This is a genomic window from Chryseobacterium sp. FR048 (assembly GCF_056844665.1).
Window position 1 is genome coordinate 232,696 of the sequence record NZ_JBXDSE010000006.1, and the last position, 22,025, is coordinate 254,720.

The 22,025-nt window shown below is 36.3% G+C and carries 22 protein-coding genes; 8 read left to right on the forward strand and 14 right to left on the reverse strand.

Annotated features, from left to right (window positions below):
* Positions 1–63 precede the first annotated feature (63 nt).
* Positions 64–1,569 carry a malate dehydrogenase (quinone) gene (gene mqo / locus AC106K_RS17745; protein ID WP_482446781.1) on the reverse strand — a complete coding sequence of 502 codons (1,506 nt, stop codon included), beginning with the start codon at positions 1,567–1,569 and terminating at the stop codon, positions 64–66.
* A gap of 522 nt (positions 1,570–2,091) precedes the next feature.
* On the opposite strand from mqo, the gene AC106K_RS17750 reads away from it, so the two are divergent.
* From AC106K_RS17750 to AC106K_RS17760, 3 genes are read left to right on the forward strand one after another with little or no spacing between them, the layout of a single operon-like run.
* Positions 2,092–3,198: a hypothetical protein gene (locus tag AC106K_RS17750; RefSeq protein WP_482446783.1), complete on the forward strand. Its 1,107-nt coding sequence runs from the start codon at positions 2,092–2,094 to the stop codon at positions 3,196–3,198.
* A 10-nt stretch (positions 3,199–3,208) separates the two neighbouring features.
* The gene (locus AC106K_RS17755) at positions 3,209–4,030 is read left to right on the forward strand and encodes a hypothetical protein (protein WP_482446784.1); all 822 of its coding nucleotides are present in this window, start codon (positions 3,209–3,211) and stop codon (positions 4,028–4,030) included.
* An 11-nt stretch (positions 4,031–4,041) separates the two neighbouring features.
* Positions 4,042–4,818: a hypothetical protein gene (locus tag AC106K_RS17760; RefSeq protein ID WP_482446786.1), complete on the forward strand. Its 777-nt coding sequence runs from the start codon at positions 4,042–4,044 to the stop codon at positions 4,816–4,818.
* Positions 4,819–4,891: 73 nt separating this feature from the next.
* Here the strand turns inward: AC106K_RS17760 and AC106K_RS17765 are convergent, their stop codons facing one another.
* Positions 4,892–5,932 carry an NAD(P)H-dependent glycerol-3-phosphate dehydrogenase gene (locus tag AC106K_RS17765; protein ID WP_482446787.1) on the reverse strand — a complete coding sequence of 347 codons (1,041 nt, stop codon included), beginning with the start codon at positions 5,930–5,932 and terminating at the stop codon, positions 4,892–4,894.
* A 225-nt stretch (positions 5,933–6,157) separates the two neighbouring features.
* On the opposite strand from AC106K_RS17765, the gene AC106K_RS17770 reads away from it, so the two are divergent.
* Positions 6,158–7,192: a M23 family metallopeptidase gene (locus AC106K_RS17770; protein WP_482446789.1), complete on the forward strand. Its 1,035-nt coding sequence runs from the start codon at positions 6,158–6,160 to the stop codon at positions 7,190–7,192.
* Between the two features lie 1,082 nt (positions 7,193–8,274).
* Here AC106K_RS17770 and AC106K_RS17775 read toward each other — a convergent pair.
* From AC106K_RS17775 to bamJ, 5 genes are all read right to left on the reverse strand, one after another.
* Positions 8,275–9,450 (reverse strand): MoaF-related domain-containing protein, encoded by a 1,176-nt coding sequence (locus AC106K_RS17775; RefSeq protein ID WP_482446791.1) that lies wholly within the window; start codon positions 9,448–9,450, stop codon positions 8,275–8,277.
* A 15-nt stretch (positions 9,451–9,465) separates the two neighbouring features.
* Positions 9,466–10,119: an NAD(P)-dependent oxidoreductase gene (locus AC106K_RS17780; RefSeq protein ID WP_482446792.1), complete on the reverse strand. Its 654-nt coding sequence runs from the start codon at positions 10,117–10,119 to the stop codon at positions 9,466–9,468.
* A gap of 58 nt (positions 10,120–10,177) precedes the next feature.
* Positions 10,178–10,588, reverse strand: a complete 411-nt coding sequence (locus AC106K_RS17785; protein ID WP_482446794.1) for an Rrf2 family transcriptional regulator — start codon at positions 10,586–10,588, stop codon at positions 10,178–10,180.
* Between the two features lie 65 nt (positions 10,589–10,653).
* Positions 10,654–11,604 carry a hypothetical protein gene (locus AC106K_RS17790; protein ID WP_482446795.1) on the reverse strand — a complete coding sequence of 317 codons (951 nt, stop codon included), beginning with the start codon at positions 11,602–11,604 and terminating at the stop codon, positions 10,654–10,656.
* Between the two features lie 135 nt (positions 11,605–11,739).
* The gene (gene bamJ / locus AC106K_RS17795) at positions 11,740–12,174 is read right to left on the reverse strand and encodes a BamJ family beta-barrel-assembly machinery protein (RefSeq protein WP_482446797.1); all 435 of its coding nucleotides are present in this window, start codon (positions 12,172–12,174) and stop codon (positions 11,740–11,742) included.
* A gap of 290 nt (positions 12,175–12,464) precedes the next feature.
* On the opposite strand from bamJ, the gene AC106K_RS17800 reads away from it, so the two are divergent.
* Complete coding sequence (locus tag AC106K_RS17800) at positions 12,465–13,472, forward strand: catalase family protein (RefSeq protein WP_482446799.1); 1,008 nt, start codon at positions 12,465–12,467, stop codon at positions 13,470–13,472.
* Positions 13,473–13,484: 12 nt separating this feature from the next.
* Here AC106K_RS17800 and AC106K_RS17805 read toward each other — a convergent pair whose 3' ends face one another.
* From AC106K_RS17805 to AC106K_RS17820, 4 genes are all read right to left on the reverse strand, one after another.
* Positions 13,485–14,018 carry a hypothetical protein gene (locus AC106K_RS17805; protein WP_482446800.1) on the reverse strand — a complete coding sequence of 178 codons (534 nt, stop codon included), beginning with the start codon at positions 14,016–14,018 and terminating at the stop codon, positions 13,485–13,487.
* A gap of 53 nt (positions 14,019–14,071) precedes the next feature.
* The gene (locus tag AC106K_RS17810; RefSeq protein ID WP_482446801.1) at positions 14,072–14,485 is read right to left on the reverse strand and encodes a DUF1348 family protein; all 414 of its coding nucleotides are present in this window, start codon (positions 14,483–14,485) and stop codon (positions 14,072–14,074) included.
* A 2-nt stretch (positions 14,486–14,487) separates the two neighbouring features.
* On the reverse strand, positions 14,488–15,015 hold the full coding sequence (locus AC106K_RS17815) for a TetR/AcrR family transcriptional regulator (RefSeq protein WP_482446802.1): 528 nt from the start codon (positions 15,013–15,015) through the stop codon (positions 14,488–14,490).
* A gap of 106 nt (positions 15,016–15,121) precedes the next feature.
* Positions 15,122–15,973: a hypothetical protein gene (locus AC106K_RS17820; protein ID WP_482446803.1), complete on the reverse strand. Its 852-nt coding sequence runs from the start codon at positions 15,971–15,973 to the stop codon at positions 15,122–15,124.
* Between the two features lie 301 nt (positions 15,974–16,274).
* On the opposite strand from AC106K_RS17820, the gene AC106K_RS17825 reads away from it, so the two are divergent.
* From AC106K_RS17825 to AC106K_RS17835, 3 genes are all read left to right on the forward strand, one after another.
* Positions 16,275–16,997, forward strand: a complete 723-nt coding sequence (locus tag AC106K_RS17825; RefSeq protein WP_482446804.1) for a hypothetical protein — start codon at positions 16,275–16,277, stop codon at positions 16,995–16,997.
* Positions 16,998–17,609: 612 nt separating this feature from the next.
* On the forward strand, positions 17,610–18,371 hold the full coding sequence (locus AC106K_RS17830) for a sensor histidine kinase (RefSeq protein ID WP_482446805.1): 762 nt from the start codon (positions 17,610–17,612) through the stop codon (positions 18,369–18,371).
* An 18-nt stretch (positions 18,372–18,389) separates the two neighbouring features.
* A complete protein-coding gene (locus tag AC106K_RS17835) occupies positions 18,390–19,052 on the forward strand; it encodes a response regulator (protein ID WP_482446807.1) in 663 nt (220 codons plus the stop codon).
* 137 nt (positions 19,053–19,189) lie between these two features.
* On the opposite strand, the gene AC106K_RS17840 is transcribed toward AC106K_RS17835, so the two are convergent.
* The 3 genes from AC106K_RS17840 to AC106K_RS17850 form a co-directional block, all read right to left on the reverse strand.
* Positions 19,190–20,233, reverse strand: coding sequence for a TerC/Alx family metal homeostasis membrane protein (locus AC106K_RS17840; RefSeq protein WP_482446809.1), 1,044 nt, complete (start codon positions 20,231–20,233; stop codon positions 19,190–19,192).
* An 85-nt stretch (positions 20,234–20,318) separates the two neighbouring features.
* Positions 20,319–20,927, reverse strand: coding sequence for a TerD family protein (locus AC106K_RS17845; protein ID WP_482446811.1), 609 nt, complete (start codon positions 20,925–20,927; stop codon positions 20,319–20,321).
* Between the two features lie 134 nt (positions 20,928–21,061).
* Positions 21,062–22,009, reverse strand: coding sequence for a hypothetical protein (locus AC106K_RS17850; RefSeq protein ID WP_482446813.1), 948 nt, complete (start codon positions 22,007–22,009; stop codon positions 21,062–21,064).
* Positions 22,010–22,025 lie beyond the last annotated feature (16 nt).

Below are 22,025 nucleotides of genomic sequence, written 5' to 3' on the forward strand. Positions count from 1 at the left end.
TAAGTAATAGATAATGGGCAATGCGTCTTCTATTCCTATCTTACACATTGCCCACTATTGATGTTAATATTCTAATTCCAGTTTTTCTTTTGTATAATTCCTTACTTCATTGGTAAGTGCAGGGTTTTCTGCCAGTTTCTGACCATAAGAAGGAACCATTTCCAATAACTTCTCTTGCCATTCTCCATGGAATCTTTCAGGGAAACATCTTTCAAGAACATCCAGCATAGCATATACAGCGGTTGAGGCTCCCGGTGAAGCTCCCAACAATGAAGCAATAGTACCGGCTTTATTCACAACGACTTCAGTCCCGAACTCAAGCTTTCCGCCTTCTTTTTCGTCTTTTTTAATGACCTGAACTCTTTGTCCTGCAACTTTCAGCTCCCAGTCCTGTTCTTTAGCATCTTTGATAAATTCTCTCAAATGCTGCATTCTCTGAGCTTTCGTCATCGCCACCTGCTGAATAAGATATTTGGTAAGTGGGATATTGTGCCACCATGCCCCGAACAATGATTTTAGGTTTTTGGTATTGACGCTTTCGGGAAGATCCAGGTAACTTCCTTCTTTCAGGAATTTTGTTGAGAAACCTGCAAAAGGTCCGAAAAGAAGAGCTTTCTGCCCATCAATGATTCTAAGGTCAAGGTGAGGAACAGACATTGGCGGAGCATCTACAGTAGCCTGTGTGTATACTTTCGCCTGATGCTTTTCTACCAATTCCTGATTATGAGTCACCAGCCATTGTCCTGAAACAGGGAAACCTCCGTATCCTTCGCTTTCTTTTATATCTGAGCTGTCCAATAGCGAAAGAGCATATCCTCCGGCACCGATAAACACAAAATCAGCAACAACTTCCTGTTTGTGGCTGTGGATTCTGTCTTTTACCTTCATTTCCCACTTTCCGTTTTCTCTCGGAGAGATGTCTTTTACCTCATGGTATAGGAAAACGTCTACATTGGAATCTTCCAGCAGGTGTCTACCCATTTTTCTGGTCAATGTTCCGAAGTTCACATCCGTTCCCATATCCATCTTCGTGGCTGCCATGACTTCGGATTTATTTCTTTTGCTCATGACCAAAGGAATCCATTCTCTCAGTTTTTCATGATCCGTGGAGAATTCCATTCCTGAGAAAAGAACCGATTCGCTCAATTTATCATGACGCTTTTTAAGGTATTCAGCATCTTTTTCACCAAATACAAGACTCATATGCGGACACGAGTTGATAAAATCTTTAGGCTCTTGAATATACCCTTTGGAAATAAGATAAGCCCAGAACTGCTTTGAAATTTCGAACTGTTCTGCGATACTTTCAGCCTTTTTTATATCGATGGTTCCATCGGGTTTTTCTGGCGTATAATTTAGCTCACAAAAAGCGGAATGGCCTGTTCCGGCGTTGTTCCATGCTGCTGTACTTTCTTTGGCAAATCTTCCAAGCCTTTCGAAGATTGCGATTTCCAGATTGGGATCAAATTCATGGAGTAATGTTGCTAATGTAGCACTCATAATTCCGCCTCCTATCAGTACAACGTCGTATTTAGGTTTCGGTGTTCTGCTTGTAAGCGATTGTGACATAATTTTAAAATTTTACTTCAAATTTCGGGAAAAGTTTTAAAAAGAGAAACGTGTTTAACGATTTTAACACGTTAATTTTTGGCTGAAAAATTCTTCCTGACTGTACAACAAAAAATCATGGAAATTATCAATAAAGTTTCATTGAAATGATGAATCAAAATGAAACTTCAGGGATAATTTTCTACAAAAAATACCATGTTTTTTAAAAAATATAACTCACTGTATCGTAACTAATTAAAACACAATACAGTGTCTTATATCCCCTAAAAAATTAAGTTTATTTAAGTTCGTCTCTGAAAACCCCACAATCATAATCATTTATGGTTTATTGTTTTTTCAACAAGAAGTGATTAAACATTAAACAAATTAAACCAAAAATCACTTTTTATTGAAAAATAATCATTTTTATAGATAAAATTCTAAATTAAACATAATAATTAAACGTTTTTTTTACGTACCTTTCAATAAATTAATACAGAATTAGGTGTATTAATTTAAATTATTTCGTAAACAAACTTAAAGATGAAAATTGTTAACTTAGTGAGTACATTGTTCGCTACAGTGGCCTTTGCCCAAAGCGGAAGTGTAGGAATCAACACGTCCAAACCGGACACGAGTGCTATTCTGCACATTGAGAACTTCAATGGAGTTTCTGCGACTGCTACCGCCACCCTATCAGGAGGTGCAGTAACCGGAATTACCATCAACAACGGAGGAAGCGGCTATACTACAGCCCCAACAGTCAATTTCTACGGAGGAGGAGCCATTGTCAACGGTGGTACCAAAGCCCGTGCTACAGCTACCATCACCAACGGTGTCGTGACCGGAATTACCCTCAACAGCGGCGGAAGCGGCTATACTACAGCCCCTACAGTAACTTTATCCGGAGGTAATAAAGGTCTCCTGTTTCCTAATCTTAATATTACAGATGTGAGCAACACCACTTCCCCGGTAGCTTCACCCGCCAACGGCCTCATTGCTTACAACGGAGGTACTAACAGCAATAATAAAACGCTGTATGTTTTCAATGGTACAACAAACAGATGGCAAAGCAGCACTGACGCCGAAAATACCCCAAAGGTTGCTTATCTTGATTTTACAGGATCTTTGTCTGTACTGGATAATGCTGCTGCAGGAGTCAATGCTTTACTGATGGTAAACCCTCCGGCTATTTCAGGGGTATCCAATATCAATGGTTTTAAAGTGGTTCAGAATACAGCATTCGGTGGATATTCGCTGGTATTGCCACAGGGAAATTATCTAGTAGAGGTCAATCTTAATCTGAATTCTCCGCAGGAGATTCCTTCAGGACAGGGTGGAACAGCTCCTCTTACAGGAAGTTCCTATTATCTGATGGGATATTTTATCGACTTTACCAACGATGTATACAATAATACGACCAATACTTTTACAGGAGGGGTCAATAACCGAAAAGAGGTTCCTATTGTTTCTAAAGTAAATACCAACCATCTGGCTACCTGGTCTTACTATTACAGTGTTCCAGCCAACGCCAATGCCAATATCATCGGAGGGCTGAGGTTACGATTAGGCAGAATGCAGAACAGTACATTCTATGATCTAGTGAATGTGATCCCTACCGGATCTTATATCAAAATATCTCAACTTTAAAAAAACACATATGAAAAGAAGTTATATCCTGCTATTTTTAAGTATAGCTCAGATAATATATGCTCAAGTAGCGATTGGGAAAACAACTGTCAACAGCTCTGCTGTTCTAGAAATATCCGAATCTACCAACAAGGGGGTTCTTCTTCCCAGAGTAGACATTGTAGATATCCTCAACAATACTTCACCGGTCAATAATCCTGCAGAAGGGCTTGTTGTATACAATAAAGGAAACTCGATCAGCCCGGGTATTTATCTATGGAAAAACAACAGATGGACCCAACTGGCTGATACGTATAATCTGGTAAGCTACATGATCCTTCAGCGAACCACAGATTATTCCATATTAGCTAATTCAGCAAACGGAAGTTTCAAAAACTTTACGGATGCAGGCTTTACAACGGTATCGAATGATATTGGAGCATCTTACAGCAATACGACAGGACTTATTACCCTTCCGGGGAACAGTGGCTATCTGGTCAATCTATGCCTGAATATCAAAACAACTCTTGAGAGTTCAACGCTGGGAATCGGAGGAACTCCTGTTCATCTTCATCAGTATCTGGTGAAGCTGATAGATCCGGTAAGCGGAACACAGTATGGAAAAACAATCAGCATCAATGCGCAGTCGATTGCCAGCAACAAAACCCATACGCTGAATCTGAGTTTTTCCTTTGTCGCAACATCCGCTACTCCCATTAACCTGGTTCCGGCTATTGCTCACGATGATGGAGGAACCTATCAGTTAAATGCCGGTGGTGCTTCTCCCAATAACGGAGAAATAATTATCACCAATGCAAAAGTTGACATCCAAAGATCAGCCCTTAATCAATAATTCGTATTATAATGAAAACCTATATTAATCTTGTTTGTACGGTTCTTGTTCTGCTTGGCACTTCTGTAAACGCACAAGTTGGCATCAATACAAACACTCCCAATTCCAGTAGTGTTCTTGACATCAATTCGTCTAACAAAGGGGTTCTTATCCCCCAATATGACCTTACAATACTCAACAGTACAACTACGCCTATTTCCAATCCGGCTGACGGACTGATGATCTATAACAAAGGAGGTCTGTCTACCTATCCTAAAGGATATTACATTTGGATTCGAAACCAATGGCAACGAGCCATTCTTTCCGGAACTGAGCCGCAAATCATGTCTCTGACCATCGGTCCAGGTGTTCTGATTCCTACAGGCAGTACGGATAATACCCTGGGCAGCTTCACGGTAGCCTCCAACAAAATTACCGGAGCTTCATTGGGAACTGATAATTCTACGATTACTCTTCCTGCAGGAACCTATATCGTCCGATATTCTGTAGATTCCAGCAATGGCAATAATAATAACGGAACCGCCAATACCCAGTATCTTGGCCAGAATTTTACGTGTACAAGATCTTATCTTGTTAATACAGCAACCACTGCAACGATCACGGAAACCAACAGAATGTGCCAGTTATCAAGTTCCTTTACTTTTTTCCAGGGAAGCTATTTTCTGAAATTAACATCGCCTACCACGATCAGACAAAAGTTTGAATTTGATGCCGGAAACGGATTTACAGCCAGTAATCTTAATATCCGGTCGTCCCTGGTTCTGGTTATTACTAAAATGAGCCAATAAAAAAACTTAAGCATTTTTATGCTTAAGTTTTAAATTATCTTTGAAACAAGGCTTTAGGGTAAAGCCTTGTTTTTTAGTTCAATTTTGCAGTCAGCTTTTTAAACTGTTTTTCTGCATTTTTACCATCATAAAGAATGGCATATACCGTATCGATGATCGGTAATTTAAGATTCTTCTGTTTCGCGGTCTTATAGATGGATTGTGCAGCATAGTATCCTTCTGCTACCATATTCATCGACTGAATTGCAGATTTTACGGTATATCCTTTTCCGATAAGATTACCCAGGTTTCTGTTTCTTGAGAATAATGAATAAGCGGTTACCAAAAGGTCTCCCAGATAAGCACTTTCATTCACATCTCTTGGTGCTTCATAGATGGCTTCCAGGAACGTTTCCATTTCACGGATGGCATTGGAAACAAATACTGCTGTGAAGTTATCTCCATAGCCTAGCCCACTCGCTATTCCGGCTCCTATTGCGAAGATATTTTTAAGAATCGCACTGTACTCATTTCCTAAAATATCTTTACTGGTCTGAACCTTGATAAAGTCTGAACTGAAAATTCCTTCCAGTTTTTCAGCTGTTTCATCTTCTACCGTAGCAATCGTAAGATAGGAAAGTCTTTCCATAGCTACTTCTTCAGCATGGCAAGGTCCTGCAATAACGGCCTGATTTCTGAAACCTATTTTAAATTCATCACGCAGGTAATGCGCCACCACATCATTGACTTTAGGAATAATTCCTTTGATTGCGGAAACAAAGATCTTATCTGAATAATCACACGTCATTTTATCCAAAGTATCAGACAGGTAAATAGATGGTGTTGCCAGAACAATTACATCACAGGCAGAAACCAATTCATTAATATCCGTTGTCAGCTTTAAGCTTTTAAGGTTAAAATGAGCTGCCGTAAGATAAGTGGGATTGTGTCCGCGAAGCTCAATGGCTCCTTTTACAAACTCACTTCTTACACACCAGTGTACTACTTTGCAGTTTTCAACAAGCATTTTTACAATAGCGGTTGCAAAACTTCCGCTTCCTACTACCCCTACAGAAATATCGTTTTTAGTCTTTTTCGGATTCGAAGATTCTGAATTTGTTTTCTTTTTAGCCATAATTGGAATGTGTACTGCAAATATATTAAACAAAGATTTAACGGGGAATTTGAAAGCATGATAAAAACCATTTTTTGAAAAAAATAACACCTCCGCACAATTAAATACCTAATTCAACGTTAGATACAGAAAAAACTGAATTTTTATTAAGAATATCTCACAATGCTTATTTTTAATTAAATTTACACCCTTAAAACCGTTTTAAAATTTATTAAGAGAAGAAATATGAAAAAATTTCTAAACAGCAAGAAGAACGTAAACATTCTCCTGGGAGGACTTTTACTAGTAGTTTTTGCACAAGGAGTCTTTATAGCCAAACTCTTTTCCGAAAAGGATGACAAAACCTATGAGGTAAACCTTGTAAAAATAAACACTGAAAAAGACAGTGTAGATTATTTAAAAATGAAAACAGATCTTACGTTAGTAGATCAGACCGTAGGTCAGCTGAACTCTTTCCTTAAATCTAAGGATATTGCCAATGAAAAACTGATGATGCTCGATCAGGACAGTATTTCAAATTCTATTTATCTTTCCAAACAAGCCAACCGATACAGCCAGTACCTGATGGACCTTCAGAAAAAACTGATGCAGGTTCCACTGGGAATGCCTACAGACGGATACATTTCCTCTAATTTCGGGGTGAGAAAGAATCCTATTCCATTTAAAACCGTATTTGCTTCTGTAAAACCGAGTGCCACTGTTGAGGCTAAACCGGTAGCTGTTGCAGCCCCAAAACCGGAAGTAAAAGCTGAACCTGTAGAAAAGATTGTAGAACTTACAGACAGCTACGGAAACAAAAGAGAGGTAAAGGTAATGGTAACTCCAAAAGCAACTCCTGTAGCCTCTTCTACCCCTGCAGCCCCTACCGCTACAAAAGCAGTTGCAGCAAACGGTTCTGCTAAAACAACACCTGCAGAGAAAAACAACCCACCTGCCGAAGCAGATCAGATGCAGTTCCATAAAGGGCTGGACATCGCAGTAGCATACGGCTCAGATGTAAGAGCTGCCGCTGCCGGAACCATTATTTTCTCCGGACAGAAAGGAGGATATGGAAATTGTGTGATCGTTTCCCACGGAAACGGACTGGCTACTTTATACGGACATTTATCACAGCTTGTTTCTAAAGTGAATGATAAGGTAAAAGTTGGTCAGGTCATCGCAAAATCGGGAAATTCCGGGCGTTCTACCGGACCACACCTTCATTATGAAGTACACAAAAACAATACTCCGGTGAATCCGAAATTGTTTATGAATCTATAAAAAACAAAAGCTGTCTCCACGTGAGGCAGCTTTTTTTGGCTTCTAAACACTGGTTAAAACTATTAATGTTCATGTATTTAAACACGAAGAACACTAATATCTTCACAAATATCACAAATGAAATTATTACGATGTGGAATCTGCGAGACTTTATTTTAACGCCAGGAATACGCTAAGGGGTTATAAAATTGCATGCTTATTTTTTCGGTCGCGAAGGCATTTCATTCAGCTATGGAATCGATCAATAGCCTTGGCTAAGTGCCAACGCCCCTGCGAACGGAATATTTCTTCTTTTCAATTAAAATCTTTGCGAACTCTGCGTTGAAATAATATCAGAATAGCGACTAATTTTAAACACGAAGAACACTAATATCTTCACAAATATCACAAATGAAATTATTACGATGTGGAATCTGAGAGACTTTATTTTAACGCAAGAAATACGCTAAGGGGTTATAAAATTGTATGCTTATTTTTTCGATCGCAAAGGCATTTCATTCAGCTATGGAATCCATAAATAGCCTTGGCTAAGTGCCAACACCTCTGCGAACGTAATTTTTCTTTTTTTCAATTAAAATCTTTGTGAACTCTGCGTTGAAATAATATACAGAATAGCCACTAATTTTAAACACGAAGAACACTAATATTTTCACAAATATCACAAATGAAATTATTACGATGATACTTCTGCGGAATCTTCGAGACTTTATTTTAACGTCAGGAATACGCTAAGGGGTTATAAAATTGCATGCTTATTTTTTCGGTCGCGAAGGCATTTCATTCAGCTATGGAATCGATCAATAGCCTTGGCTAAGTGCCAACGCCTCTGCGAACGTAATTTTTCTTTTTTCAATTAAAATCTTTGTGAACTCTGCGTTGAAATAATATACAGAATAGCCACTAATTTTAAACACAAAGAACACTAATATCTTCACAAATATCACAAATGCAATTATTATGATGTACATCTGTGGAATGTGGGATAATTTATTTTAACGCCAGATGAAGTTTTGAGGTGACTTTATCTTAATTTATTATGATTATGATATAACAAAAAATAGCTGCCAATGGCAGCTATTTTTTTATTTTAAAATTTTAAGAGTTCCTTTCGGGTGGGTAAATGTACCGTCTGGCCCCGCAATATTGGAATACACTATATTTTTATTGTAATCCTGGATATGAGTCACATTGAATCCCAGGTGAGGTTCATGCCAATAGACCATAAAAACATTCTTTGCAACTTCTACAGCTGTATATGCTACTGTATCTGTACTGTTTTTTGAACTTCCTGCAGTTCCGGTGAAGGTCATGGTTGTATTGTCTTTAAAATCCAGAACAAATTTTACTGCTCCAAAATCTACTTCTACCTTGCGACCGATAGCGGGATAAGGTGACTTTAAATCCCAATCCATTTCTTTAAGGAAAACTTTCACTCCCATTTCCAGTTCTTCTTTTCCCGGAAGGTCAGGATATTTTTTTACCATAGCTTCTACAATAGAGGCGGTAGTTTTATTTTCAGTCACAGCCTTTTTATAGTTCTCAAGATAGTTTTTAACAAAATCCAGAGATTGAGGAGACAGAGATTGTTTTGCAAAATGAGACGGGATCACCTGCTCAGGCTTCAGTGACTGCATGGCTTCAATCTGCCCGATCCACTGATCAATTGCTTTCACATTCTGAGTATCTGCCATCCAAAGATGAGAACCTGTGGAAACAGAAATACCTCCTGCTACTGTTTTGATTGATGGAATCCAAAGGAAGCTGTGTGCAGGATCTTCAGGGTTCTGTCTGATCTCAATTCTATTTCCTTCAAGATCAGGAAGGGCTGTCACTGCTTCCGGAACGATAATTTCTGAAGGAGCATCTTCTTTCAACTGCGGTTTCCAGACTGTCATCTTATCATCTTTTGATGCAGAAATAAGATAGGCTGTTTGCGCTGTTGAAACAATTTTTACGTTGGGAAATGCTTTTCTGATAACATCCAGCCCAAAATAAAAATCAGGATCACTGTGAGAAATAAATACTGTTTTCAGGTTTTTGCCTGTCGCCTTTATCTGCTTAACCAGTTCTTCCGCATATTGCTTCTGAAACTGACCATCCACAAGCATTGCATCTTTGTCCCCGTAAATAATGGTTGACGTGACAGAAAAGATAGCTTTTGAACCGGGGTTATAAACTTTTACTTTTAAGTTTCCTGCCAGTAATATGCTCATAAACCCCAGCAGGGCAGCCAATGATAATAATTTCTTTTTTAACATTTTTGTTCTTTTAGATTAATAAGCTGCGGTGAAACGCTCACGGATGTGGTTATTCTGCTCAAGTTCATCCACCAAAGCCACTGCAACATCTTCTACAGACAGACGGCTTCTTCCGTTTTCATCAAATACCGGAGTTTCCAGTGAAGTTCTGTATTTCCCTGTTCTTGTTCCTACATTCGCCTGGTTCATTTCCACTGCAGGGCTGAAGAATGTCCAATCTAAAGTATTGTTTCCTTTGATCTTGTTCAAATAATCTCTGGCTGCTGTCGCTCCTGGCTTATAAGCATCCGGGAAGTCCGGAGTGTCTACGATCTGTACGTTATCCGGAGTATAAAGGCTACCTGCCCCTCCTACAACGATCAGTCTTTTAACTCCTGATTCTTCTACCGCTTTTTCGATATTTTCAGAACCGTTCAAAAAGTCATTGTAAAGATTAGGGTTCGTCCAGCCTGCATTGAAAGCACTGATTACAGCATCACTTCCTTTCAGGGCTTCTGCCAGTTCTGTTACGTTGTTTACATCTATACTTTTTGCGGTTACATTTTCCTGTGTTTTTACCTTCGATGCATCTCTTACTAAAGCTTCAACGGCATAACCTCTGTCTGCTAATTCTGTTACGATGTGTGCTCCTACAAATCCTGTGGCACCAATTACGGCTACTTTTTTCATAATGTTTTATTTTTAATTAAATTGTAATAAATTTTGTTACATTTAAGGCCAAAAAATTTTATTCGAACTGATCTGCGAATTTCTGCAAAGATTTGTCTCCTAAAAAGTTAACAACCAATTGATCTGTTTCTTCAAATAATGTATTTAAATGAACGTTAATTTCTTTTCCTACGCTACAGGCTGGATTAGGGTTCTGATTTTTCTTCCCTAAAACTTCCGTATTCTTTACGGCTTTATAAATCTCAGAGATTGTGATCGTCTCAGCACTTCTGCCAAGCTGGCTCCCCCCTTCTTTTCCCTGTCTGCTGGTAATAAGACCGGCCTCTCTCAGGACGCTGATTTCCTTACGTACAATTACCGGATTTACATTGATGCTACCGGCAACCCATTCAGAAGTAAGCCACTCCTGAGGGCTTTTCGCCAATAAGGTCATAATATGTACTGCCGTAGCAAATCTTGTATTGTTCATTGTAATTACATGGCAAAGGTAAGCATTTTTTAAATGTAACAAAATTTATTACAGTTAAATTTTTCTTAAAGGATCAATTTATCCAGATCCAGCAGCAAATAATTGATGTTTTGATTAATCGTTCTTGTTGCCGATTGCATCTGATTGAGCATGGCTGCGCGGTTATGAAGATCATCTGCCCTGTAAAACCCTCCGTCACTGAAAATAACAGATTTATCAGCAGCTTCTTTTACATCATCAAACTGGTAATGCAGCCATCTTTGTTTCATATTCCCGATAATGGAATGTTCTTCTTTGTTAGAAAATTTCTTCTCCGTATACATATACCAGATAAAAGGTGGAAAATTGGGTGATTCCAGTTTTTCTCTCCAAATGTCTCTTAACAGGTTTCTCTGGTGGATAAATTCTACTTTTTTTCCTTTGGGATTAAGGGTTGCCAAACCAAAACCTGCTCCTAAAATACCTCCTCCAATACCTATTGCATTATCCCAGCCGTCACTTTTCACTATTCCGCCCGCTATTGAAGAAGCAGCTCCGGCAATGATAGAATATAAAATCAATTTATTATTTCTGGAAGAATTCAGGTTATCTACATAATTTCCGATCTGGGCTACTCTTTCTCCTTCACAATCGAATTCTGCGGCTACGGCATCCAGTTCAGTTAATGCAATGGTAATTCTGCTGTTGATTTTGGTTTTAAGCTGTAATATTTTCACCTGTGAAGTGAGTGAAGAATCTTTTTTAAGTTGGATAATTTTATGAACATCATCCAGATTATTCAATGCATTTAAGATCAAAATACTCTGATCCGTAAAGGTTTCCTTCAGGTCTTTATTGGCCGTCAGAATAGAATCCGAATTATAAGACGGAAGTTTATTATTGTAATTGTACTTAAAAGGAGCCTTACAATAGCTGTCTTTCAAGGTAAGAATATTTTGCTGAATAGCCTGATTTTTTTTGGAAACACAGGATACCAATAGGCCAGCAATAGCAAAAAGGTAAAAAAGTTTTTTCATTCAGTTATATTTTGTGTTGCCTAGCGTAATGTAAATTCACCTCTTCTTTCATCTTCAATTTACAAATACGAATATAGTACAAATAAAAAAATTTACCTGAAATCAGGTAAATTTTTAATCTATTTTTAAGTTGGATTATTTAATATCCAGCAATTCAACTTCGAATACAAGGGTACTGTTTGGCCCGATTTCTTTGCTGATCTCCTGATCTCCATAAGCCAGGTGTGGCGGAATGATCAGTCTCCATTTGCTTCCTACAGGCATTAACTGAAGTGCCTCTGTCCATCCTGCAATCACTCTGTTTAAAGGGAAAGATGCAGGAGTACCTCTTTTTACAGAGCTATCAAAAACCTTACCTGAAATAGTGGTTCCGTGATAATGGCATTTTACAGTAGATTTAGGACCTGGTTTTGCTCCGTCACCTTCTGTAATGATCTCATACTGCAAGCCGCTTGGTAACTGCACAACGCTTTCTCTTTTACCATACTCTTCCATATATTCCTTACCCTCTTTAAGGTTTTTTTCGGCCAGTTCTTTTTTACGTTTAAATAACATATCTGCTACGCCCATAATTTTTTTTTTGCAAAGATAAGACTTTTTGGATTGGAACATAGAAACAGAAAAACGATGATCAAAAGATACACTCTACCTCTATGAATTTTATGGTAAAAAACGCATCATTCCGTTTGATTAAAAATTTAAAAATCAACAATTTAAACAAATTACACTTTGAAATCCGGAAGCCATATTCAGTTTCACCCTCCTCTTCTTCATTCCATTGCTATTAAAATTCAAATAATTGTAATATTTGCTTAACGCAGATTCCGAAACTTGGCGTTATAATTGAATTTAAAAACTAAATGCCAAATCCATTAAAATATAATAAGAAGTTTGACGAGCTTAATGAAGAGGAAAAAAAACTTCTGGAAATCAATAAAAAATCGATTGCCGATTTTGTGGAGCAATCCTCTTCTATCAGCGATGTCAATTATGCGACCAGAAATGCACATGCAAAGACTTATGCAGTTGCTAAAGGAACATTTTGGGTAGATCCTTCGATCCCGGAATCGCTGCAGCCTTTTTTTGATAAAGAAAAATTTGACCTCATCATCAGGTTGTCTAATGCACAGCTGAAGATCAAAAATTCAAAGAAAGACTTTCCAGCCTATGGATTTGCCGTGCAGATCAAAGATGAAAACGGAGGTCTTCTCGCCAATTTCCCCCTGGTGAATTTTCCTTTATTCCCTGTGAATTCTGTATCTACTTTTTTAAAATTATTTACAGCCATCAACCGTTCCTATATCAAAAAATGGTACAGTGTATTTCCTGTGATCGCCCAGATGGTAAAAGTAATTCCATCCGTTTTCAATGCTTCTTTTATCAAAAATACCTTGAAGCTGATCGGAAAGAAAAATGATTTTATCCTCTCTTTTGATTATTATTCTGTAGGAGCCTATCGCCTGGGAGACCATATGATGAAGATCAGGCTGAGGCCGCAATCTGTAAATAAGAATATGGATAAAAAACAGGATACGAAAAAAGCTTTAAAAGACTATTTCCAGAAAAATGATTTTACTGCAGATGTTTTGATTCAGCTTTGCTATGACCTTAAAGACCAACCGATCAACAAACTGAATGTGGAATGGAAAAACTCACCATTCATTAAAATCGGGGAGGTGAAAATAGAAAGGGATTCTTTATTGGATGCCCGTAGCTGCGGTAATGAACTGCTTTCCTTCAATCCGTTTGAAAGCAAATCAATCTTTCAGCCTGTAGGGAAGATACAGAAGTTGCGTGATGAAGCGTATAAAGTTTCCGTGCAGACCAGAAGAAAAATCAATAAGCTCTTGCATGGCAAAGGAAGTTAGATCATAAGGATATTAATGAAACCTTTTTGACTTATTCATGTTGGCCTTGAGTTTGAAAAAAGACGGGGAAGCTTCGATGTAGTCTATTCCACTGTCAGATTTTAAAACATACCTGTTGTTATTTTTCAAATATCGTTGATCACTTAATGGGTCTTCAATAGTATCGGTTATATCCTCCAAAAGCTCAGGTATTTCAAATACCAGATATTCAAAATGATCTTCACTGTCATATTTGAACTGCAGAGATTTCACATCATTTCTGTATTGATTTCTTTGGTGATATAAAATGCCATCTGCTTTCTTTTCTTTTTCTACAGTTTCAGAAATAAAGGAACTTAATAAAGCTCCATTAGCGTATTGGTTTTTAAAAAGCGTAATGATAACCCAGAGAAAATCTTTTAAATGACAATCCTTTAAAAACATTTCTATTGCTGTCTTTTCCTTATCGTACTTCATCAGCACATTGAAGCTCTCTACAGGATCATCAATAATTCTCATCGGATCAACGTAATAAAACACCTCTAAATCCAAATTTTCTTTTTCCATAGTTTTTAAGCATCCAAAATAAAAGACCGCTAAGATAGCAGTCTTTTTAAAATTTATCTGAATTTCCGGTCTTCTTCTTTTATCGCAAGATCATTGATACTTGCATATCTCTTAACCATCAGTCCATTTTCATCAAATTCCCAGTTTTCATTTCCATATGCCCTGAACCAATTTCCTTCTTTTGTCTGATATTCGTATTCAAAGCGGACTGCAATGCGATTATCTGTATGAGCCCAATATTCTTTTTTCAGTCTATAATTGAGTTCTTTTTTCCATTTTCCCCGAAGAAAACTTACGATCTCTTCTCTTCCATTCACGAATGTATCCCTGTTTCTCCATTCGCTATCGATGGTATACGCCTTAGAAATCCTTTCCGGATCCTGACTGTTCCAGGCATCTTCAGCCATTTGAATTTTATCTTTTGCCGTTTCAAGGGTGAAAGGCGGAAGCGGATGTTTTTGTTCCATTTTTATGATATTAAATTGGTGGCTATTTTTTTTGATTTTTCTATCAATTCGTTTGATCTGAAAAGCTGGCTTTCTATAATACTGCTTTCAAAAAGCATATAAATATGGTCCGAAAGAATATCGTCATTCAGTATTTCTAAAAAATAGTTTCTCAAATCTGCTTTATGGGATTGAATAACACTCAAAATTTTAATATTATCGATTGAGATTTCCGACAGAATATTCAAAAAGCTGCAGCCTCTAAAATTTTCTTTTTCATTCATATGGACCAGAAAATCAAAAGCTCCGATAATTTTAGATTTTGCCTCTTTTTCTTTTGATAAAAAGGTATTGAGCTCACCAAACCAATACTCATGTCTTACATTAAGAAATTCTACACACAAATCTTCTTTTGATTTAAAATGCAGATAGAAACTCGCTTTTGCTACGCCTGCATCTGCAATGATCTGATTGATCCCTGTGGAATTATATCCTTGTTTCGTAAATAATTCAAACGTTGTTTCTACAATTCTTTCTCTTGGAGATTTCATATTTTCTTTTGTTGATAAAGCAAAGGTAGAATAAAAAAATAAAATAGACAAACTTGTCTGTCTATTTTGTTTTTTGTTTGAAGATATATACTTATTCTTTCATTATTTAATTGCCAGCATCTTTAGCATCTACTTTGAGTTTAAAAAAATCATAGTTAAGACTAAAACTTAACCAAGCTTTATTATTATACACAAACCCACTTCCTAAATTACCAACCCCTTGATCTACTCCTATTATAATTCCGGGTGAGATACTTCCTAACCTTAAAGAAATACCACCTCCATAGGTAAAGCCACTACCATTTTCTTCTATAGATAAGTCGGTAATTTTGGTATTATTTGTTGAGTTGTATTTTAATGTTGTAACTCCTGCAAAGATAAATGGAGCAACGAGATAAGGCTTATTCTGGCTCAATCTGAATTTCCAACCAAGAAATGGAGCAATATTAAAATCACCATCTATTAAACTCTTATTAGAACCACCGAAACGGTATTTAAATGGCGCTGTTAATAAACCAGAAAAAAAATCATTTGAAAACTTTGAATAATTTTTTTCAATATTATTTTCATTATAAAGCTCACGTCCATCTTTATCTACAACAAAGATATTTTCTTTTTCTGTCCAAAATTCTTTATCAAAATCAACATTACTTACCCGAGATCCAGCGATACATTCTTTTTTAATTTGACTTTTATTCCCTGGAATGGAAATTAATACATAAGTTTTTTTATTAAATTTAATCTCCTTATTGTTTTTTGAAATCTCAAAATATACAGATGGGTCCAATCTTCTATAATCAGTAGTATCTATTTTGAAGTCATTATTTTTATAAATACGGAAATAGTTTTTTTCTCCTTTTTTTACTCTAAACCCATTAGGAGTATTGGAATACTCCTGGGCTTTAATATTCGATATGATCATTAATATAACAATCACAAAAAAAAATTTTGTTTTCATAACGTAAAGCTTTAGAAATACGTCTACTCTATGTACCGTTTTCGACTACCCGGTTAATTTTTCATTTCAAAATTACCTTAGGTGTCTGCTATCAATCAATACGAAAAACATTATATTTATAGTAGGAGTTTCCCTAATAAAATCAGTAATGGAAAACACAGCTTTTCTTGTAAAATTCTATTGCCAGCAAGTGTTTTTAGAGGAGTAGGAAAAGCCGGAAGACAGAATTAGGGTTTCCCCTATTGTTAAAAAAATAGAATTGTAAGAGATTTGAATTGTTTAACAACAAAAATTAAATGTCATGAAAAATTTTTTATTACTCAGTGTATTCATACTGTTGTGGAATTGTACGAATCGTAAATCTTCAGCAACACAAGCAAAAGACGCAATAGAATCAGATGAAGAAAAAATGGAGTTTAAAACAGATTATAAAAAAAACTCTAAAGAAGTTTTCACCATCGTTCCGATTGAGTATTTTAAAGAAAGTGAGAAAAAAGGAATCGCTTACAATACCTTTCTGGATAATATCCACGAAATAAAAGCCCCGGTATATGAACGAAATGTCGCAACATATAAGGAATCTATCAACCATGGTGGTATTTTTTACTATGTAAAGGATTTAAAAAATGATGAAGGATTTAAAAAACTCGTAAGGGATTTAAACAGTAATACAAGAGAAAACGAATATATAAGATTTGACTTACCTAAAACCAAAATAGCAACAGACATTACCTATGATGTAGCTAAAAATGGATTTTGTGATTTTGGTGATACCGTTTCAGTATTTCATGAAAAATTCCTAGAGTATTTACTGGATAAAAATTATAGGGAATTCAAAATTATAAAAGGAAGGGAAATGATTAATACTGCTGAAATTGACAGTATATGTCCAAGGGTGACAAAAAATAGTACTGACAAAGAATTTACAGAAGCTCAAATTTATTTATTACTTGATGATGGTACTGAAAAATACTATAATCTTTCCCATATTCCGCCTTCCGGAGTAAAATATTCTAAGAAATAAAAACGATTCAAATGCATTTCACTATTATCAGTTATATTGAGATCATTACACTTTTGGTGGCCATTATTTTTCTGAAAAAGAAGAATAATGGCTTATTGTTTTCCATATTGGTTCTGAACGCTGCCGCAGAAACTCTTTTTTCCATTAATAACAATTTGATAGGGTGTGTTGTGCTATACTGCTATCTCCACTTTGTCCTATGGTTCTTTCTCTTTTTCAAAAAAATTGAAGAGGAGCGGTTCCTGCAATATATCGTCCCTTCTTTCACCTTTTTCTGTATTGTTGATTTTTTTTATTGGGAAGGGACAAAATCCTTAAACAATTATTCTTTTGTTTTAGGAACATTTATCTACGTCATTTCATTCATCCTTTTCAGTTTCAAATTTTTAAAGCAAGAGAAGTTCAATTGGTTGCTTTCAAATAATTATTTACTTCTGATCTCGCCTATATTATTTTTTTTGGGACACAGTTTTATGTTTGCATTCGATTCTCAATCCCTTTATTATACAAAACTTTTCAAGAATATTAACCTGTATCCTATTATCAGTTATTTTGTTAGCATCATCTACTACTCTCTCATAAATTTATATATTTACAAAGAAAACAAAAGCCATGTATAAGATTGCCTTGGGTATCATTATTGTCATGATGCTGGTATGTTTACTGGTACTGTTCTGTGTTATCCTGATACGGCTTCATATCCACAAAATAACCAATTATCAAAATGACATCCATAAAAAAGACATGGACTTTCAGAAAACCCTTACTCAAAGTATTCTGGAAAGTCAGGAAGAGCTTCGCTCACAGATTGCCGGAGATCTCCATGATGATATTGGACAGCAAATTACCGTTATCAATTTTCAGATTGAGAATATGAAGCTGGATTTTCCCGAGATTAATCAGACATTGGAAAGCCTTTCTTCTTCTTTAGGAACTCTCTCTCAATCGGTTCGTTTTACAAGCCATCGCTTACATCCTTATCTTTCTGATAAGAAACCTATTGAAACTCGTATCCGGCAAGATCTTGATTATCTTAAACAGAATAACACCATCCATTTTTCTCTGATCTGTCCTAATCATGGCTCGTCTGATTTGGCTCCTGAGTATTCTCATATCCTTTTCAGAATGTATCAGGAAATTATCAACAATATTATTAAGCATTCGGAAGCAGATAAAGTAATTATAAAACTACAATTTCAACCTTTTTTTCTGCTGGAAATTTCTGATAATGGAAAAGGCTTTGTTCTGAAACAGGAAAGTGATAAATTAGGTCTGAATACTCTTAAAAAAAGAGCAGAAATTATTAATTTCGAATTAAACATTATAAGCAAACTTCAAGAAGGAACACTTATACAGGTTTTTGAAAAAAAATAAAATTAAAAAATATCTCATTTGGAAAAATCAACCATTGTTCTCATTGATGATCATAAAATAGTACGGGAAGGATTAAAGCAACTGATTGAGAAGTTAGGAAATTATAAAGTTACCCATGAGTTTGAGAATGGGCAGCTATTTCTTGATGCCTTACCCTTTCAGGAAAAGAAACCGGATCTTTTCATTTTGGATTATTCTATGCCCCTACTCAATGGAATAGAGGTTTTACAGCAACTGGAACAAAGAGAAAATGAAGAATACAAAGTACTCTTACTGACCCAGCATTTTGAGGAAAACATTATTGATCAAGCTTACCAATATGGAGCCAGAGGTTTTTTGCACAAAAACTGCAGTGCTCCTGAACTGAAATTCTGTATTGACAATATTCTTTCCATTGGTTATAACAATATCACTGAAATTCTGAAACGAATTAAGAATTACAAAAGTAAAGAAGAAGATACATTCCAAAGTATAAAACTGTCTGACAGAGAACAGCATTTCCTTACTTTGGTCTGTGATGAAAGAGAGCTTACTTACGAACAGATTGCTGATGAAATGAACGTTTCTATAAAATCAATAGACGTTTACCGTAATGCTCTTTTTGAAAGGTTTCAGATCAAGTCTAAAGTAGGATTGGTTCTTTTCTCATTTCATCATAAACTTACAATACCATTTTGCTAGCCTAAGTTATATTCGATTAAGCATATTGCTAACTATTTTGACTTCAGATAATTTCAATACTGCTTTTCTCTAATTTTCTCCATAAAAAAAGCCTCCGGAACTATATTCCAGAGGCTTTATATCTATTTTAAATACGATTATTTCTCTTCCAGTTTCTCTTTTTCCTCTTCTTCTTTTTCAGGGAAGATAATGGATAAAAGAACGGATATTACCAATACTCCGCCTACGATTCCTAATGAAACCGGTGATGGAATATGAATCCAAGGTGCAATAAGCATTTTAACCCCAATGAAAGACAGGATAATTGCCAGTCCGTAAGGAAGTTTGCTGAACATGTGGATAAAATTCGCCAACAGGAAGTATAATGATCTTAATCCTAAAATCGCAAAAATATTGGATGTATAAAGGATAAAAGGATCATTTGAGATCGCAAAGATCGCCGGGATTGAATCTACGGCAAAAAGAACGTCTGTAAACTCAATAACCCCAACCACTACCAAAAGCGGTGTTGCCATTTTGATTCCTTTCTGTACGGTAAAGAACTTATCTCCATCATAGTTGTCAGAAACTTTCCAGAAACTTTTGATCAGTCTTGCTCCCGCTGTATTGCTATAATCTTCATCGTCATCATCGTCTCCGTCACCCCATGACTTGATCCCTGCATACACAAGGAATAATCCGAACAGCGTCATCACAACGTTGATCTTTACAGCTTCGCCGAAGATATTCATTTCAGGAAGATACGTCAGATTAATAAGCCCTACTCCTGCAAAGATGAAGATCGCTCTGAAAATCAGGGCACCAATAATCCCCCAGAAAAGGACTTTATGATGAAGAAACTTCGGTACTTTGAAAAAGCCGAAAACAAGGATAAATACAAATAAGTTATCTACCGAAAGCGCTTTTTCAATCCAATAGGCAGCCTGGTACTGGGTAAATTTCTCTACTGCCAGCGCATGGCTTTCAGGAGATCCGTCGGTATTGAAAACCCAATACACAACTCCTGAAAATATCATAGAGAGCGAAATCCATACGATAGACCAGATCGTAGCTTCTTTGGAAGATACTTCATGACTTTTTTTATTGAAAACTCCTAAGTCCAGGAGCAGCATGATAACGACTGTTACCGCAAATCCCCACACCAAACCAGGGTGCAGATCTAAAATACTTTGATGTTCCACTTGAGTAATGTTATTATATGATAAAAGCAATAAGTGTACGGAGTACAAATATTGCTATTTTATTGATGATCTGATTGACAATAGATTATAGATAATTCATCTGAACCGTCTGAATCGTCTGCTCCAGTTTCCTGTCTGCAGTAGGATCTCCGATTGCATTGAATTTCCATTCTCCGTTTCTCTTATAGAACACTCCCATTACCATCGCAACATGTCCGCTGAAAGAAGCATCATTGGCAACATCATATTTTGCAAAAACCTCTCTTACATTTGTAGGTGTTCCTTCATAGATACGGATGGAAGCAAAAGGAATCGTTCCGAAATCCTGACCTCTGTAGCTGTTCAGTACCATCGCCACATGCTCTACATTTGGCTCCAGCTGGCTGAAATCTACTGTAATCACTTCGTTATCCAATCCGTCATCTCCGTCAACGTCTCCTGTAAGGTCGTCTCCGCTATGTCTTACAGATCCGTTTTTGGATTTCAGATTTCCGAAATAGATTACTTCAGTTACATTTTTGTTTGAATCATATAAAATACAGCTTCCGTCTAAGTCTACTGCTTCTTTTTTAGTTCCGAAAAATCCTTTTTTTTCAATTGCTCCCCAGTTGATTCCAACACATGCCTGGGACAGCTCAGCTCCGTTTTCTTTTTTAAGGTTAATTCTCTGACCTTTTTGTAAGTTGATAGCCATTTTTTTATGTTTAGTTGTTATTTATTTTTTAGCAAAGAAAGTAAATAAGGCGAAGAAAGCAGAATCTGCTATTCAACATCGATTCTTCGCTTTCCAAGCTTTGCTTTACTTTCTTTGCTTTTCAAAATTCATTTTTAGTTATTATTCAAATTCAAATTAAGCATTGCCCGCAAAATATTTGTTTCTTCGTCGAAATCGAATATTTTGCTCATAATATCCATATTTTCCAGGTTTTTGATATAATCTTTCAAAACGCCTTCTACTTCCGGAGGTAATGTACGCTTTCTTTCGTTCATACTTTTCTCCAGCTGTTCATTTTTTCTTTTCAGCTGATCGATAATCGTTCCCTGGTTCGACTGATTTTCAGAAATATCGAGCTTATCCAGTTCTTTATCAAAAAGATATAATTTCCTATCATCTATGCTGAAAATAAAATAGTCATCAGACTGAAAGATTTTAAAAAGTTCATACTCGTGAGTATCAACAAGGTAGCCACACACAAAACGCACTTTGAATCCCTGTATATTCAATCTTCCCAATAGTTTACGTTCAATGGAGTAATCTCTGTACTGGTATGCGGGAAATGATTCTGATTTCAGCAGCGATTCGTCTGCTTCCGTCCTGTAAAATTCCTGCGCATATTTCTTATGAAAATACAATACATTATCCCAATTGGCTGTAAAAATATCTTCTGTAAGGTCTTTATACAGGGTCTTCAGATGTTGGGAAAATACACCGCTGTACATCTTCCGGTCTGTCTGAAAACTGTCTACCCTTCTTTCTTCAAAACCTGAAATATATTTATTGTTGATGTCAATTTCATTGATGACAGCCAGCATATCATTCTCTTTCTGTCTTTTGATCTTGGTGAGAAGTTCTATGAGACTGTCGGTATACTGAAGGTGAAAAAGTTCCAGTTTATTGTAATCTAAAGCCGTGTTTTCCTGGAACAGATTGTGGATAATATCTGTTTTAATAAAAATCGATATTATGTCAATATGTTCAAAAAAATTCGCAAGAAGCTTAAGCTTTGTTAATCTTCTTTTGCTTTGCGACAATATGGTTGCTGCATCATCCCCCACCTTTGTATCCTATAAA